This window comes from Brevundimonas sp. KH_060, from assembly GCF_057838275.1.
Genome location: NZ_CM174463.1, coordinates 133,795 through 149,452, shown reverse-complemented (window position 1 = coordinate 149,452; position 15,658 = coordinate 133,795). Strand labels below are relative to the sequence as shown.

Annotated in this window: 12 protein-coding genes and 1 tRNA gene; 7 read left to right on the top strand and 6 right to left on the bottom strand. The window is 68.3% G+C overall.

Annotated features, from left to right (window positions below):
- Positions 1–163: 163 nt before the first annotated feature.
- Entirely contained in the window at positions 164–2,326 is a 2,163-nt protein-coding gene (locus tag AC3IPP_RS00775) for a primosomal protein N' (RefSeq protein WP_489149984.1), read from the bottom strand.
- Positions 2,327–2,529: 203 nt separating this feature from the next.
- Between AC3IPP_RS00775 and fsa the strand changes: the two genes are divergently transcribed.
- From fsa to AC3IPP_RS00755, 4 genes are all read left to right on the top strand, one after another.
- The gene (fsa, locus tag AC3IPP_RS00770; RefSeq protein ID WP_489149983.1) at positions 2,530–3,183 is read left to right on the top strand and encodes a fructose-6-phosphate aldolase; all 654 of its coding nucleotides are present in this window, start codon (positions 2,530–2,532) and stop codon (positions 3,181–3,183) included.
- Positions 3,184–3,208: 25 nt separating this feature from the next.
- The gene (locus tag AC3IPP_RS00765) at positions 3,209–3,916 is read left to right on the top strand and encodes a DUF484 family protein (protein ID WP_489149982.1); all 708 of its coding nucleotides are present in this window, start codon (positions 3,209–3,211) and stop codon (positions 3,914–3,916) included.
- Positions 3,898–4,827 carry a tyrosine recombinase XerC gene (locus AC3IPP_RS00760; RefSeq protein WP_489149981.1) on the top strand — a complete coding sequence of 310 codons (930 nt, stop codon included), beginning with the start codon at positions 3,898–3,900 and terminating at the stop codon, positions 4,825–4,827. Before AC3IPP_RS00765 ends, AC3IPP_RS00760 begins: the two co-directional genes overlap by 19 nt.
- 81 nt (positions 4,828–4,908) lie before the next feature.
- Positions 4,909–5,931, top strand: coding sequence for a pepsin/retropepsin-like aspartic protease family protein (locus tag AC3IPP_RS00755; protein WP_489149980.1), 1,023 nt, complete (start codon positions 4,909–4,911; stop codon positions 5,929–5,931).
- Between the two features lie 4 nt (positions 5,932–5,935).
- On the opposite strand, the gene AC3IPP_RS00750 is transcribed toward AC3IPP_RS00755, so the two are convergent.
- The gene (locus AC3IPP_RS00750; protein ID WP_087141367.1) at positions 5,936–6,727 is read right to left on the bottom strand and encodes an SDR family oxidoreductase; all 792 of its coding nucleotides are present in this window, start codon (positions 6,725–6,727) and stop codon (positions 5,936–5,938) included.
- 184 nt (positions 6,728–6,911) lie between these two features.
- Here AC3IPP_RS00750 and AC3IPP_RS00745 point away from each other — a divergent pair, with 184 nt between their 5' ends.
- On the top strand, positions 6,912–8,051 hold the full coding sequence (locus tag AC3IPP_RS00745; protein ID WP_489149979.1) for a hypothetical protein: 1,140 nt from the start codon (positions 6,912–6,914) through the stop codon (positions 8,049–8,051).
- A gap of 78 nt (positions 8,052–8,129) precedes the next feature.
- On the opposite strand, the gene lpdA is transcribed toward AC3IPP_RS00745, so the two are convergent.
- Positions 8,130–9,539: a dihydrolipoyl dehydrogenase gene (gene lpdA / locus AC3IPP_RS00740; protein WP_087141365.1), complete on the bottom strand. Its 1,410-nt coding sequence runs from the start codon at positions 9,537–9,539 to the stop codon at positions 8,130–8,132.
- Positions 9,540–9,742: 203 nt separating this feature from the next.
- Positions 9,743–12,583, bottom strand: a complete 2,841-nt coding sequence (locus AC3IPP_RS00735) for a TonB-dependent receptor (protein ID WP_489149978.1) — start codon at positions 12,581–12,583, stop codon at positions 9,743–9,745.
- Between the two features lie 254 nt (positions 12,584–12,837).
- Here AC3IPP_RS00735 and AC3IPP_RS00730 point away from each other — a divergent pair, with 254 nt between their 5' ends.
- Positions 12,838–13,944 (top strand): phytase, encoded by a 1,107-nt coding sequence (locus AC3IPP_RS00730; RefSeq protein ID WP_489149977.1) that lies wholly within the window; start codon positions 12,838–12,840, stop codon positions 13,942–13,944.
- Positions 13,945–14,070: 126 nt separating this feature from the next.
- Here the strand turns inward: AC3IPP_RS00730 and AC3IPP_RS00725 are convergent.
- A tRNA-Gly gene (locus AC3IPP_RS00725) sits at positions 14,071–14,145 on the bottom strand.
- 271 nt (positions 14,146–14,416) lie between these two features.
- On the bottom strand, positions 14,417–15,199 hold the full coding sequence (locus AC3IPP_RS00720) for an SDR family oxidoreductase (RefSeq protein ID WP_087141363.1): 783 nt from the start codon (positions 15,197–15,199) through the stop codon (positions 14,417–14,419).
- Between the two features lie 54 nt (positions 15,200–15,253).
- Between AC3IPP_RS00720 and AC3IPP_RS00715 the strand changes: the two genes are divergently transcribed.
- Positions 15,254–15,658 carry a YkvA family protein gene (locus AC3IPP_RS00715; protein ID WP_489149976.1) on the top strand — a complete coding sequence of 135 codons (405 nt, stop codon included), beginning with the start codon at positions 15,254–15,256 and terminating at the stop codon, positions 15,656–15,658.

Below are 15,658 nucleotides of genomic sequence, written 5' to 3'. Positions count from 1 at the left end.
CGGACGCCCTCCTCCCCCGCAGCCCCCCCCCTTCCACCGTCATCCTCGGGCTTGACCCGAGGATGACGGCACGAGAGAGACGATGACGGCGGGGCAAGGCCTGGGCCTGCGCTCAAGCAGCGAGCCGCCGCGCGGCGAGCGATAGCGCCTCTTAAAAAGCGCCCTACAAGAAGCTGTACGGATCCACGTCGATCGTCAGCCGCACCGAGGCCGGAACCTTCACCCGCGCCAGCCAGGCGCGCAGGAAGGCCTGCAGGTTCACATCTCGATCGGCCCGCACCAGCAGCCGCTTGCGCCGCCGCCCTCGCACCAGCGCCAGCGGCGCGTCCGCCGGGCCGTAGACCTCCAGCCGTTCGGCGTTGGGGATGGCTTCGGCCAGTTCGCGAGCGACCTTCTCGACCGCCATGGCGTTCTCGCTGGACAGGATCAGCGCCGCCAGACGCCCGTGCGGCGGCAGGGAGGCCGCCTCACGCTCAGCCATCTCGGCCTCGACGAAGGCGTCGCGGTCGCCCGCCGCCAGCGCCTGCAACACCGGATGCTCGGGCGTCCAGGTCTGCAGCAGGGCGCGGCCCGGCCGATCCGCCCGCCCCGCCCGGCCCGTGGCCTGAGCCAGCAGCTGATAAGTCCGCTCCGCCGCGCGCAAGTCGCCGCCGCGAAGCCCCAGGTCCGCGTCCACCACTCCGACCAGGGTCAGGCGCGGGAAGTTGTGGCCTTTCGCCGCAGCCTGGGTCGCGACCAGAATGTCGATCTCGCCGTCGGCCATGGATTGAATCAGGGCGCGGGCCGACTTGCCGTCCGGCACGGTGTCCGAACTGAAGACGGCCGTGCGCGCCTGAGGGAAAAGTTGGCGCACCTCCTCCTCGACCCGCTCGACGCCCGGCCCGACCGGCACCAGGGAATCCTCGGCCCCACACGACGGACAGGCCTTGGGCTTGGGCATGGAGAAGCCGGTCAGATGGCAGACCAGCCGCCCGGTGTAGCGATGCTCGACCAGCCAGGAATCCGTGTCCGGCGCCGTCAGCCGATGCCCGCACGACCGGCACAGCACCACCGGCGCATAGCCGCGCCGGTTGAGGAACAGCAGGCTCTGCTCGCCCCGCGCCAAGGTCTCGCCGATGGCTTCGCGCAACGGTTGGGACAGCCAGGTCTGCGGATCGGGCGGGCATTCGCGCAGATCGATCAGGCCGATCTCGGGCAGGACCGCCGCCCCGTGCCGCGCCGCCAGCTTCAGCCAGCGATAGCGGCCTTGATGGGCGTTCCACAGCGTCTCCAGCGACGGGGTGGCCGAAGCCAGCACCACCGTCGCTCCCTCGATCCGCGCTCGCGCCACGGCCAGGTCGCGGCCGTGATAAACCAGCCCCTCTTCCTGCTTGAACGAGCCGTCGTGCTCCTCGTCCACCACGATCAGGCGCAGGTTGGCGTAAGGCAGGAACAGGGCCGAGCGCGCGCCGACGACGATGTTGCAGCGCCCCGCGACCACCGCCTCCCACGCCTGTCGGCGGCGCGGCGGGGCGACGCCGGAGTGCCATTCGGCCGGGGCGACGCCGAAGCGGGCGGTGATGCGCTCGATCACCGCCTGGGTCAGGGCGATCTCGGGCAACAGGATCAGCACCTGCGCCGTCGGATCGGCCCGCAACGTCCGCGCCGCCGCCTCCAGATAGGCCTCCGTCTTGCCCGAGCCCGTCACCCCGTCCAGCAGGAAGGGCGCGAAGCCGCCCGCCGTCACAGCCTCGGCGATGGCGGCCGCAGACGCCGCCTGATCCGGGTTCAGGGTCGCAGGCGCATGGTCAGGATCCGGCGCATCGAAGGCGGCGACGGCCTCGACCTCGAACCCCTCCAGAACCCCTTCGTCGACCAGCCCCTTGACCACGCCGGACGAGACGCCCGCCGCACGCGCCAGATCGGGGCCGGGCATGGATCGCTGGCCCAGGGCCTCCAGCACCGCCGTGCGCGCCGTCGTCGGGCGGGCGGGACTGCGCCCCTCGATGCGCCGCACCCGCCGCTCGGGCCGTGGCCGAGGCGCGCGCAGCCCCTTCAACGCCGTCGCCGCCATCTCGCCCGGCGGGCTCAGTGTCCAGCGCGCCGCCCATTCGACGAAGTCCAGCGTGCGCTCCGGCAGGCGCGGATCGGTCAGCACCTGCTCGACCGCCTTCAGCTTGCGATTGGAGCCGGTCGTCTCGAACACCTCGGCCACCACGCCCCGGATCAGGCGCGGACCCAGCGGCACGGCGACCTGATCGCCGCGCGCGACCGTCAGTTCCTCGGGAACCGCATAGTCGAACGCCTCAGGCACCGGCAGGGGGATGAGGACGGAGGCGACCTTCACCGCGCGCCCTCGCACGCCCGCAACGCCGACGTCCGATACCGACGTCGCGCCCTGCCATGATCGCCGCCTTCCGCCACGCCCGGCGAAGCGATTTCAGACGATTCAGACGAATTGGACTCTGTTTTTTCGATCACGGAGTCTGAAACTTCCCTGGCCGCGAAAGACGGTCGCTTCCGTCACAACTCGGCGCTAAAACTGGTCTCATGAAACTCTTTCTCGACACCGCCGACGTCGCCGTCATCAAAGACCTGCTGCCCACCGGGATGGTGGACGGCGTCACCACCAATCCTAGCCTGATCGCCAAGTCGGGTCGCAACATCGCCGAGGTCATCGCCGAAATCTGCGCCCTGGTCGAGGGGCCGATCTCGGCTGAGGCCGTGGCGACCGATTTCGAGACCATGGTCAAGGAAGGCGACAAGCTGGCCTCCATCGCCCCCAACGTCGTGGTCAAACTGCCGCTGACCTGGGACGGCCTGCGCGCCACCCGCGCCTTCGCCGACAAGGGCGTCAAGACCAACGTCACCCTGTGCTTCTCGGCGGCCCAGGCCATGCTGGCGGCCAAGGCGGGCGCGACCTTCATCTCGCCCTTCGTCGGTCGTCTGGACGACGTCGGCGCCGATGGCGTGGGCCTGCTGGAAGACATCCGCACCCTGTACGACATCCACGACTTCAGCACGGAAATCCTGGCCGCCTCGGTGCGCAACCCGGACCATGTGACCGCCGCTGCGCTGGCCGGCGCCGACGCCTCGACCATTCCTGCCGACGTTTTCAAGGCCTTGGTCAAGCACCCGTTAACCGACAAGGGTTTGGATGCGTTCCTGGCGGACTGGGGCAAGACCGGTCAGTCCATTCTGTAGTTTCTGACCCGATGAGAGGTCCCGCTTGAGCACTTCCCTGGACCTCTCCACCGACTCGACGGCGGCGTCAGGCCTGCATTGGCCTGAGGTGCGCGCCTGGCTGGGCGATCACGCCGAACATCTGCTGGACGACCGCGCCCTGCTGGAAGAGCTGGGCCTGACCGCCACCGGCCGCAACGTCGTCGACTTCGGCCGCGCCGCCCTGGCGCGGCTGGAGGCCGTCGCCCAGCGCGAGGCCGGAGCACGCAAGCTGATCGAAGAGATCGCCCGCGCCAACTTCGCCGCCCAGACCCAGACCCACGTCGCCGCCCTGGACCTGATGGAGGCCCAGACCCACGCCGAGCTGTCGCGCCAGTTGGACGCCGTCGCCCAGGCCCGCTTCGGCCTGGCCGGCGCCGCCGTCGCCATCGAGAAACCCGGCGCCGCGCCTTTCGGCTGGAAGGCGCTGGAGCCGGGCCGTGTCGACGCCCTGCTGGGCGAGGACGGCCTGCACTGGCTCGGCCCCAACTTCACCGGCCTCAGCCTGTTTGGCCCTTCCGAGGGCGACGTCGCCTCGGTCGCCCTGGTGCGGATGACGCTGCGCCTGCCGGGCGCCGCCTCGCCCCGCGCCGCCCTGTGCGCCTTCGGTTCGGGCGAGGACGACGGCTTCACCCCCGCCATGGGCTGCGAACTGGTGGCCTTCGTCGCCCGCGTGGTCGAACGCATGGCCGAGCGATGGCCGCTGGAAGCCTGACCTCACAGGACGCTCTGGCCGCCTGGCTGGAGCATCTGGCCCATGAGCGCCGCCTGTCGCCGCGCACGCTGGAGGCCTATGGCCACATCGGACGGCTGTATCTGGCCTTTCTGGAGCGCCATCGCGGCGGACCGCAGAGCGCGGCCGACCTGGGGTCCGTCACGGCGGCCGAGGCGCGCGCCCATCTGGCCGAACGCCGCAGCGGCGATCGCCCGCTGAACGCCCGCTCGCTCAGCCAGACCCTGGCCGCCATCCGAGGCCTTCACGCCTTTCTCGACCGGCGCCTGGGCGTGGCGACGCCGCAGCTGGCCCTGGTGCGCGGGCCCAAGGTCAAGGCCTCCCTGCCCCGGCCGGTCAGCGAGGATCAGGCGAAGGGGCTGCTGCACGAACCCGAGGCCGATCCCGACATGGAGCCGTGGGAGGCCGCCCGCGACCGCGCCGTCCTGACCCTGCTCTACGGCTGCGGCCTGCGGATTTCCGAGGCCCTGTCGCTGAAGCGGTCCGACGCCCCCCTGCCCGAATCCTTGCGCATCACCGGCAAGGGCGACAAGACGCGGATGGTCCCCATCCTGCCCCAGGTGCGCGAGGCGACGGACGCCTACCTCTCGCTCCAGCCCTTCGTCATCGACGCCAATCAGGCCCTGTTCCGCGCGCGGCGCGGCGGGCCGCTCAGCCCGCGCCATGTGCAGGCGACGGTGCAGCGGCTGCGCGGGCGCCTCGGCCTGCCGGCCTCGGCCACGCCCCACGCCCTTCGCCACAGCTTCGCCACCCACCTGCTGGGCGCCGGCGCCGACCTGCGCTCGATCCAGGAGCTTCTAGGCCACGCCAGCCTGTCGACGACGCAGAAATACACCCAGGTCGACGCCGCCCGCCTGCTGGCCGCCTACGCCCAGGCCCACCCGCGCGGCTGACCCTCAGCAAGCGGACTTTTCAGCGGATCAAAAAGGCGCCAGCATTCCAGCCTGGGGATCGCGGAACGGGAGTTCACGCGCATGCGCAGGCCGATTCTCGCCCCCAGGACTGATCGCCTCATCCCCAGCCGTCGCATGGCTCTGGCCCTGCTGGCCCAGACAGGGCTTCTGCTGACCGCGCCGGCCTGGTCGCAGGAGGCGGCGGGCCAGACGCCTTCCGTTGCCCCGGACGCCGAGGCGCGCCTGCTTGCGAACCTGCTGACCCGCATAGGGGTCGAGGTCGACCTGGACGGACACAAGGCGTTGTTCGTCATCGACACGGGCGCTGAGCGTAGCGCCGTCTCCGACCGACTGGCGCAGGCGCTGGACCTTCCTCCCGGCCCGCCCGTCCTGGTGCATGGCATCACCACCGCCCAGATGACGCCGACCGTGCGCCTGCCGCATCTCGCCTTTTCCGAGCGACGGTTCGCCGACCTGGTGCTGCCGGTCTTTCCCTATGGGCTGCTGGGCGCCGACGGCCTGCTAGGGCTGGACGTGCTGTCGCGCTTCCGGCTGACCCTGGACCTGCGACGACGCCGGGTCATGATGGCCGCCTCCGGCGCGGACGTCGTGCGGCGCGGCCTGTCCTTCGGCGGACGCGCCAGCCGCGTGGGCCTGGACATCACCGATGTCCGCTCCGGGCGCTTCAGCCAGCTGATCCTGACCCAGGTGACCGCCGACGACATCCCGGCCGCCGCCTTCATCGACAGCGGCGCCCAATACTCCATCGGCAATCGCGCCCTGATGCGGGCGCTGGATTCGCGGCTGGGCCGGGTCGAGCGCCCCTTGCTGCGCGTTTACGGCGTGATCGGCCAGTCCTTGCTGGTGCGCTCCGGCGCCGTGACCAATCTGCGGCTGGCGCGGCGCGATCTGGGAGCGACCCCCCTGCTGTTCGGCGACCTGCACGCCTTTCGCATTCTGAACCTGATCGACCGTCCCGCCCTCTTGCTGGGCGCGGACGTTCTGACCCGGTTCAGCCAGGTGACGCTGGACTATGGCCGCGGCCGCATCGCTCTCGGCGGCCTGGTCCGCCGCCCGCCGCCGCAGGCCGCGCCTCGCCCCTAGGCCGTCAGATCGCCTTGACCGCTCCGCCGTCGATGCGGATCAGGGAGCCGGTGACATAGCCCGCCAGCGGGCTGGCCAGGAAGGCGGCGACCGCGCCGAACTCCTCGGTCGCGCCGATGCGTCCGGCGGGGATGGACTTGACGGACTCGGCGCGCGCGTCCTGCGGCGTCGCGCCCGTGGCGGCGGCGCGGGCGGCGTCCAGACGCTCGATGCGCGGCGTATCGATCCGGCCCGGCAGCAGGGTGTTGACCGTCACCCCATTGGCCGCGACCTCGCCCGCCAGGGTCTTGGCCCAGGCCGCCACCGAGGCGCGCAGGGTGTTAGACACGCCCAACGTCCCGATCGGCTCGATCACGCTGGTCGAGGCGACGTTCAGGACACGGCCCCAGCCCATGGCCCGCATCCCCGGCATGACCCGGTCGGTCAGGCGGAAGACTGACAGCACCATGGCCTCGAACTGCTCACGCCAGACCGTCGGATCGAGACCCGCCACGCCCGACGGCGCCGGTCCGCCGGTGTTGTTCAGCAGGATCTGGATCGGCCCGCCCAGCTCCGTCTCGGCGACGTCGACCGCCTTCAGCAAGGCGTCGTGGTCGGCCAGATCGGCCGGGGCGATGACCGCCTTGCCCGGCCCCATGGCGTTCAGTTCGTCGGCCACGGCCTGCAGCTTGGCCGCATCGCGCGACAGCAGGGCCACATGCGCGCCCTCGGCCACAAGCGCCGTCGCCACCGCCCGTCCCAGGCCGCTGGAACCGCCGCAGATCAGGGCGCGCTTGCCGGTGAGTTGAAGATCCATGGGGCGATCCGGTCCTGAAAGAGAAATTCGGCAAGAGACATGGTTGCGGCCAGACGCGATTGCGAGGGTTTCCGATCACTTCGCCTCGCCCAAGGGTCATTTTCTGCTTCCGGCGACGCATGGGTCTGAAGCCTCCAGGCAAGATCAGCTACAGATGGACACGAGAAGCTGATAGCTTGGCTTTATGCGGACGCCTTCGCCCCTAGCCATCGCAACCTTCGGCATCGCGCTTGGTCTGTCAGGCTGCGCCAAGAGCGAGCCGGCCTACGAGACCCGCGTTCAGACACCGCTCGGCGACGTGAAAACCGAGTGTCCAGTTCCCCTTGCCTACTCAAGACACCATGGCCTGATCGCATTTGGCTGCGACGACGGACGTCTGCTGATCTCGCGCTTCAACTCACCCGACCGCCTGGTCTCGGACGTCTTCATATTGAACGCCGCCGCGATAGAGGACACCGAGCGCGGTCTCAGCGTGCACGGATTCCGTCCCGCCGGGCCGGACGGCCTTCCCGCCTCCTTGATGTCGATCGACCTTCTTGCGAACAAGCTGTCCGTCGAGGATATCGACGGTGCGCAGGATGTCGATGCCATCGAGATCAACTCCACCGGCGACTGCCTGCTGGCGGCGCGCTCAGATCGAAAGCGCCATAGCGACTACATGATCACCGCCCATGATCTGAGAGCGCGACGTGTTGGCGATGCGATCAATCGCACCCCAGACCTTGCAATCGATGTCACAGGGAATGAAGCCAGCAGCATCGGCCACCTCATATTTGGCTTCTCGCGGTGCCTGATAGGTCCGGGCGGACAACCCATCGTGCTTTTGACGCGGATTCAGCCTGTTGCGGGCGGCGCCATATACTCCCTGGAGCTTCACACAGCCGATGCCAGGCCCATCCTCATCCATCAGTCGAAAGAGCATCTGACCATTCCGTCTCGCCATGCCGACTATCGACTGGCGTTGATCGATGGAGAGACAGGACGGCTCGGCCTGGTGGATCTGTCTGGGTCCACGCCTCGACTGACATGGGTCAGGTTTGATGGCCGCTGGCTCCACTACGACCCGGTCGATGGGACGGGAGTGGTCTTCCGAGGGACCGACGCCCAAGGCGCCGATGGACGGGGTCCATTGGTTTTTGTGCGCTGTGATCCGACCATGATCGAACCCTTCTGCCGCGACGATCAGGTGGTGTCTCAGTCAGCAATCGAAGCCTATTCAACGGGCGCCGGCGGGCCGGGAGCAGGCGTGTCCCTAAGCTATACGGACGTGTCCGTTTCCCCTCAATCGACTCATTATGCGCCTCGATTGCGCTGGCTATTCTGAACAGCGACAGCCCCAACGAAAACGGCGCGCCCCGTGCGGAGCGCGCCGTTCAGATCGCGGTCTGAAAGACGGTGAGGCTTAGGCCTGCATGGTCCAGCCCTCGACGCCCATGGCCGCCTGACGGACGGCTTCGGCGCGGGTCGGGTGTGGGTGGCAGGTGCGGGCGATGTCTTCGGACGAGCCGCCGAAGGCCATGGTCATGGTCGCTTCGCTGATCAGTTCGCCAGCCTGCGGGCCATAGATGTGGACGCCCAGCAGCTTGTCGGTCGTCGCGTCGGCCAGCACCTTCACGAAGCCGTCGGTCTCGTGGTTGATCTTGGCGCGGCTGTTGGCGGCGAAGGGGAACTTGCCCTTCTTGTAGTTGACGCCCGCAGCCTTCAGCTGCTCCTCGGTCTTGCCGACCCAGGCCACTTCCGGCGTGGTGTAAATGACCGACGGGACCAGGTCGTAGTCGACGTGGCCCGGCTTGCCAGCGATCAGTTCTACGGCGGCGACGGCGTCTTCCTCGGCCTTGTGGGCCAGCATCGGGCCATGGGTCACGTCGCCGATGACCCAGACGCCCGGCGCCGAGGTCTTGAAGTGGTCGTGGCCGACGAAGCCGCGCTGGTCCGGCGTGACGCCGACCGTCTCCAGGCCCAGGCCCTCGGTGTAGGGACGACGGCCGATGGCGACCAGGACGACGTCGCCCTTGATCGTTTCAGCGGCGCCGCCAGCGGCGGGTTCGACCGTCAGCTCGACGCCGTCCTTGACCGACTTGGCGCCCGTGACCTTGGTCCCCATACGGAAAGTCATGCCCTGCTTGGCCAGGCCGCGCTGGAAGGCGGTGGCGACCTCGGCGTCCATGCCGGCGCCGACCTTGTCCAGGTATTCGACGACGGTGACTTCGGCGCCCAGACGGCGCCAGACCGAGCCCAGCTCCAGGCCGATCACGCCCGCACCGATGACGATCATGTGCTTGGGCACCTTGGGCAGGAACAGGGCGCCGGTCGAGTCGATGACCTTGCCCTCTTCGAAGGCGACGCCCGGCAGCGGGGTCGGCTCGGAGCCGGTGGCGATGATGATGTTCTTGGCGTCATAGGTGGTCTTCGAGCCGTCGGCGACCTCGACCTCGACCTTACCCTGACCAGCAATGCGGCCGCGGCCCTTCAGCCAGTCGACCTTGTTCTTCTTGAACAGGAATTCGATGCCCTTGGTCAGGGCCTCGACGCTGTCGTCCTTGGCCTTGTGCATCTGGGGGAGGTTGAGCTTGGGCTTCACCTCGATGCCGATCCCGGCGAAGTCCTTGCCCGCGGCCTCATACAATTCCGAAGCGTGCAGCAGGGCCTTGGAGGGCATGCAGCCGACGTTCAGGCAGGTGCCGCCCAGGGTCGAGCGCATCTCGACGCAGGCGACCTTGAGGCCCAGTTGGCCGGCGCGAATGGCGGCGTTGTAGCCGCCCGGCCCGCCCCCGATGATCACCACGTCGTAGGTCTGGGAAGCGTCGGCCATGGAAGTCCTCTAATCGGTCTGGCGCAGGGTTCGGGAAACGGCGCGGACACTAGCGCCGACCCCGGCGGGGTCAACCGCCAGGCTCCATATAGGCCCGGATTGCGCCGGGGGCCATGCCGACCAAAGGCAAAGCGGCCCAAAGCCGCAATGCAAAAGGGCCGGGCGTCGCCGCCCGGCCCTCCGTTTCCGCCACGCAGGGCTGATCAGTATTTGAAGCGCACGCCCATGAAGACGTTGTAGCCGAACTTCTCGTACTCATAGGTCCGCTCGCGCGAGCCGTAGTAGCGGACGCCCGCCGAGTCGGTCAGGTTCTTCGCCTCGCCGAACACCTCGACCCCGTTGCCGAAGTCGTAGGAGGCGGTGAAGTCCAGTTGCTCACGGCCCTCGACGAACAGGTCGAAGTCGGGATCGTCGGCGTTGATCTCTTCCAAATAGTCGCTGCGCTTGGTGTAGCTGAGGCGGGCGCTGAAGCCGGCCATCTCGTAGAAGAGGGCCAGGTTGTAGTTATTCTCCGACTGACCCGGCAGGGCGAACTTGTTGCGGCCGCTATAGGCCTGGGCCGTTTCGATCTCGGCGTCGGTCCAGGTGTAGTTGGCGAAGACGCCGAAGCCCGAGGCCCAGCCCGGCAGGAAGCTGAACTTCTGCTGCCAGTTCAGCTCCAGCCCCATCAGATGGCCGTTGGGGGCGTTGATCGGGGTCTCGAACTCTGCGTCGAACTCGATCCCGTCGACCGTCACCTTGTCCTCGTATTTGAGGATGTAGCGATAGTCGGTCAGGTCCTTGTAGAAGGCGTTGGCCGACACCACGCCCAGCGAAGCGAAGTAGTATTCCAGCCCGAAGTCGATGTTGTTCGACAGCGTCGGCTGCAGGTCCGGATTGCCGATCTCATACGAAGCCGTCTTCTTGGAGCTTTCGGTCTGCTCGATACGGCGCGGGACGATCTGGTTGAACTCGGGACGCGAGATCGAGCGCGTCAAGGCGAAGCGGCCGATCAGATTGTCCGAGAAGCTGTGACGGATCGTCAGGTTGGGGAAGAACTCGGTGTCGTCGCGATCGACCCGCGCCACCTCTTGAGACTCGACACCATCCTTGGTGAACAAGCTGGCGGCCTCGCCCTCGAACTTGGTGTTCTCGACGCGCAGGCCGAAGATGATGTTGGTCGCGCCGATGTCCAGACGGCCCTGGGCGTAGGCCGACAGGATGTCTTCCTGAGCCGTGTAATCGGCAGCGATGGAGTCTTCATCGCGCCGCGTCGCCAGCGGCCGCACCTGGCCGAAGTAGCCATCGACCAGGCCGTTGTTGAACTTGTGGCCCAGCAGATAGCCGTAGTTGCGCGACTCCGACCCCGTCATCAGGTCGGCGTAGGTTTGGGTCGGCGCCTGCTTGATGCGGCTGCGCTCTTCGTCGGCCGAGACGTCGCGCGAACGGAACTTGCCGCCGAACTTCCACGTCACCTCGCGGCCGCCGATGATCGAGGGCAGCTCGAAATTGGTCTGGAAGGCGTATTCCTCCTGGGTCGTGGTGGAGGAGCGGAAGTCCGTCTGAGCGTACTTATAGTCCGACTGAGCCAGGTGATCGCCGTCGGCGAAGATCGAATAGGTCGGCTCGTAATGGCTGCCCGTGAAGTCGTAGCTGACGGTCGGGCTGCTGTTCAGCTCGAACAGCAGCTCGTTGCGGTTCGGATAGGTCTGCTCGCTGCTGGCCCAGGAGATGTTGGCGTCCCACACGGCGCCGTTGCCGAAGATGCGCTCGGCCCCGGTCGTCAGGGTCAGGATCTCATTCTTCTGGGTGCGGTGACGCAGCTGACGCTCGACCGTCACCTCGTCGAAGGTCGCCTTGCGGTCGGTCGCGCCGGCCTGAAGGTTGTCCTCGTCATAGGTCAGCAGCAGCTGGTTGCGGTACTCGTCGTCCTCGAACTGGGCGAACGAGCCGCGAACCCAGGCGCGATAGGCGTCCGACGGGCGGAACTCCAGCGAGCCGTTGATCGACTGGCGCGTGCGCTCGGTGTCGTAGTCCTTGAACAGGCTTTCCTCGAGGGCGAACACCTCGCCGCCTTCGGGGGTCTCCATCTTGGTCCAGCCGGACTCGACGTTGTCGGGGCGGCGGTTGGTCTTGGAGTAGGAGTAGGACAGCAGGCCGCCGAAGGTCTGGTCCGCGCCGAAGACGTTCGACGCCGTGGCGCCCGCGCGGATGTCCTCGCCGCCGTAGTCGTTGTAGCTGCCGCCGGCATAGCCGCTGACGGCCAGACGGCGCTGGTCGAAGGGCGAGCGGGTCTTGATGTTGACGGCGCCGGCGATGGAGTCGGCGTCCTGGCTCGGCAGCAGGGTCTTGGAGACCTCGATGTTGGAGACGATGTCGCTGGGCAGGGTGTCCAGATCGACCGCGCGCGTGCCCGGATCGACGGCCGGGACGGTCACGCCGTCCACCGAAACGGCGGTGAAGGCCGACGGCGCGCCGCGGATGTTGATGTAACGACCCTCGCCCTGGTCGCGCTGGATGGCGATGCCCGGCACGCGCTGCAACGATTCCGCCACGTTCGGGTCGGGGTAGCGGCCGATGGCGTCGGCCGACAGGACGTTGATGGTGCCGTCGGCGTTCTTCTGCTGGTTCAGCGAGCGGGCCACGCCCTCGGTGATGACGCCGTTGACGATGACGTCGGCCACGGCGACCGCATCGCCCGAGCCCATCATGACCGTGACCGAGGTCAGGCGGCCCGGCGCGGCGGCGACCGTCTGGGTCGCGGTCGGCAGGCCGATGTAGCGGGCCTCCAGCGTCACCTGGCCCGAGACGCCGCCCAGGTTGAACTCGCCCTGGCTGTTGCTGACGGCGCGGCGGCCGCTGACGCGGTCGATGATCTCGGCGCCGGGCAGAGGCGAGCCGTCGGCGTTGACGACGCGGCCGATCAGGCCGTCGCCCGCAGGGGCGGCCGCGACGGCCGGAGCGGCGGGCGCCGCGACATCGGCGGCCCTGACATCAGCAGCCTGGGCGGCGACAGCGAAAGCCAGCGGCAAGGTCGCCGCGCTGAGAAGAAGTCCGAGCTTCATGATCCATATCCCCGAGGCCCGGCGCCGCATCTGGCGGCCCGGTTCTGGCGGGATGGCTAATGCGCCGCGACGACGCGGCCGCGACGGTTTCACGAAAAGGAATCTGCGAGCGGAACACGAGACGACGACAGTTCGTCCCGACCCGGATTATCCGTCTTCGAACCATCGCCGAACCGTCGTCGCAGCGCCGTTGACCGCCCTGTCGCGCGCGTGTTTCGGGCGGACATTCCTTATTCAGACGGAAAGCCCTGCTCATGTTCGCCTCCCTGCCCTTGCGCTCGCTCGCCGGTCTTGCGGCCCCCGCCCTGCTGCTGGCCGCCTGCGCGGGGCATGAGGTGGACTATCAGGGCGAGGGCGGCGGTTTCGTCGGCCAAGGCGCCCCCGTGCGCGCCATGCTGGAGACGCCCTCGGTCGGCACGGTCGGCGACGACGCGGCCGATGACCCCGCCGTCCGGGCCTCGGCGACGCCCGTGACCATCGGCGGCGTTCAGACCCCCGGCTTCATCGTCGGCACCGACAAGAAGGCGGGCCTCTACGTCTACGGCTTCGACGGGGCGATCCTGCAGTTCATGCCAGAGGGGCTGCTGAACAACGTCGACGTGGTCGAAGGCCTGAACCTCAACGGCCGTCCGCAACTGCTGATCGGGGCCAGCGATCGCACGCCGGGCCGCACCGGCGTCGCCCTCTATCTGTTCGACCCGGCCGGGACCGGCGACAACAAGGTGCGCTACTGGGGCTCCATCGCCACCGACGTCATCGAGCCCTACGGCTTCTGCTTCGCCCGGCGCGGCGAAGAGGTTCACGCCGTCCTGGTCGGCCATGAGGGCGAACTACGCCAGTTCGTCGTCGCCGCCAGACCCGACGGCCGCCCAGCCGCGCAACTGGTTCGCCGCGCCGAGATCGGCTCCATCTCCGAGGGCTGCGCCGCCGATCCGGCGACGGACGCCCTCTATATCGCCGAGGAGAACGTCGGCCTGTGGCGCTATGGCCTCGATCCGGCCTCGGGCGGGACGCGCGCCCTGGTCCAGCCAGTCGCGCCGGGGGTGCTGGTCGCCGACGCCGAGGGGCTGACCACGCTGACCGACGGCGATGCGCGTTATCTGATCGCCTCCAGCCAGGGCGACTCGACCTTCCCCGTCTGGCGCATCGACGGCGCCGAGCCGCAGTACAAGGGCCGCTTCGTGGTCGTGGACGGGACGGTCGACGGGGTGACGGGCACCGACGGCCTGGCCGCCCTGGGCGGTCCGGTCGGCCCCTTCCTTGAGGGGTTGGTGGTGATCCAGGATGACGTCAACGACACCGGAACCCAGAACTTCAAATACGTCGACTGGCGCGACATCCGCGCGGCGCTGGGGCTGTAGGGCCGCCGTTGCAGAACGCGAAAAGGCCCGGCGATCGCGTCGGGCCTTTTTCATGTGCGGCGATGTGCAGGACCCAAAAGGAAACGGGGCCCGACCTTGCGGCCGGACCCCGTTTTCCCTTTCGACTGGAGCGGGCGAGGCGATTCGAACGCCCGACCCTCACCTTGGCAAGGTGATGCTCTACCCCTGAGCTACGCCCGCACTCCGTTGGGAGCGATGTGCTGCTCCCCGTCGAGGAAGGGGCGTATAGCGGACCGACTTCGGATCGCGCAAGCCCCTTTTTCGATTTTCGTCCAATCCGCCGATTTTTTTCGAATAGCCCTGAAACTTCACACGAAAACGGCCCCCGAAACGCCCGCAAGGGACGCCCCGAAGGCCGCTTCAAAGCGCCGTCGCCTGCCGCTACGCGCCAAGCCCGCTCAAGTAGCGAGCCGCCGCGCGGCGAGCGTTAGCGGCCCTGCCGCGCCTCGTATCAGCGAGGCGCCAGACGAATAGCCCCGTCCAGACGGATGCACTCGCCGTTGATGTAGGTGTTCTCGGCCAGGTGCAGGGCCAGGGCGGCGTAGTCGGCCGGCGTGCCCAGGCGCTTGGGGAAGGGGATCATGGCGGCCAGGGCGTCCTGCACCTTCTGGTCCATGCCCGCCATCATCGGCGTCCACATGATGCCCGGCAGGATGGTGTTGACCCGCACGCCCTCGTTCATCAGGTCGCGCGCGACCGGCAGGGTCATGGCGTAAACGCCGCCCTTGGACGCCGAATAGGCCGCCTGGCCGATCTGGCCGTCCTGGGCCGCCACCGAGGCGGTGTTGACGATCAGGCCGCGCTCGCCGTCGTCCATCGGCTCCAGCGTCACCATGCCCGCCGCCGACTGCGACAGGACGCGGAAGGTGCCGAACAGGTTGATGGAGACGGTGCGCTCGAACTGGGCCATGTCGTGGGCGCGGATCTCGCCGGTTTCACGTTTGCGGCTGACGGTCTTCTGGCCGGTGGCGATCCCGGCGCAGTTGACGGTCAGGCGCTCCTGGCCGTGGGCGGCGCGGGCCTTGGCGAAGCCGGCGGCGACGCTGTCGTCCGAAGTCACGTCCACCTTGCAGAAGACGCCGCCGATCTCCTGGGCGATGACCTCGCCGCGCTCTTCGTTCAGGTCGAACAGGGCGACCTTGACGCCCTTGGCGGCCAAAGCGCGCGCCGTGCCTTCGCCGAGGCCCGAAGCCCCGCCCGTCACCACTGCTGCGATCGAAGCGTCGAGTTTCATGAAAGTCGTCCTATATTCGATTGAACCGAGTGCTCGTGCGAGGATTTAGCGGCCATGACCGCAAAGACCAACGGGGTGTCGTCCGATGACGCCATCAATCCTGAAAAGGCCCTGGCTCCCGCCGTGCAGAAGGTGAACGAGATGCGCGTGCGTCAGGGCTTCTGGCCCAAGATGCGACGCACCGCCGCCCGCATCCCCTTCGCTGGACAGGCCCTGGCTGCGTGGTACGCGACCCAGGACCCCAAGACCCCGCTGGCGGCCAAGGGGATCATCCTGGGCGCCCTGGCCTATTTCGTCATGCCGGTGGACGCCATTCCCGACATCTTCGCCGGCATCGGCTTCACCGACGACGCGGCGGTGATCGCAGCGGTGCTGGCGACCCTGGGCGCCCACCTCAAGCCCCGCCACCACGATCAGGCGGCGCAGGCGTTGAAGCGGCTGCGGGAGGACGAGGGCTAG

Bases quoted from the DNA above. Each gene is read 5' to 3' on its own strand.
- fsa (WP_489149983.1), top strand. From the start codon at position 2,530: ATGAAACTCTTTCTCGACACCGCCGACGTCGCCGTCATCAAAGACCTG.
- AC3IPP_RS00760 (WP_489149981.1), top strand. From the start codon at position 3,898: ATGGCCGCTGGAAGCCTGACCTCACAGGACGCTCTGGCCGCCTGGCTG.
- AC3IPP_RS00755 (WP_489149980.1), top strand. From the start codon at position 4,909: ATGCGCAGGCCGATTCTCGCCCCCAGGACTGATCGCCTCATCCCCAGC.
- AC3IPP_RS00750 (WP_087141367.1), bottom strand. From the start codon at position 6,727: ATGGATCTTCAACTCACCGGCAAGCGCGCCCTGATCTGCGGCGGTTCC.
- AC3IPP_RS00745 (WP_489149979.1), top strand. From the start codon at position 6,912: ATGCGGACGCCTTCGCCCCTAGCCATCGCAACCTTCGGCATCGCGCTT.
- lpdA (WP_087141365.1), bottom strand. From the start codon at position 9,539: ATGGCCGACGCTTCCCAGACCTACGACGTGGTGATCATCGGGGGCGGG.
- AC3IPP_RS00735 (WP_489149978.1), bottom strand. From the start codon at position 12,583: ATGAAGCTCGGACTTCTTCTCAGCGCGGCGACCTTGCCGCTGGCTTTC.
- AC3IPP_RS00730 (WP_489149977.1), top strand. From the start codon at position 12,838: ATGTTCGCCTCCCTGCCCTTGCGCTCGCTCGCCGGTCTTGCGGCCCCC.
- AC3IPP_RS00720 (WP_087141363.1), bottom strand. From the start codon at position 15,199: ATGAAACTCGACGCTTCGATCGCAGCAGTGGTGACGGGCGGGGCTTCG.
- AC3IPP_RS00715 (WP_489149976.1), top strand. From the start codon at position 15,254: ATGACCGCAAAGACCAACGGGGTGTCGTCCGATGACGCCATCAATCCT.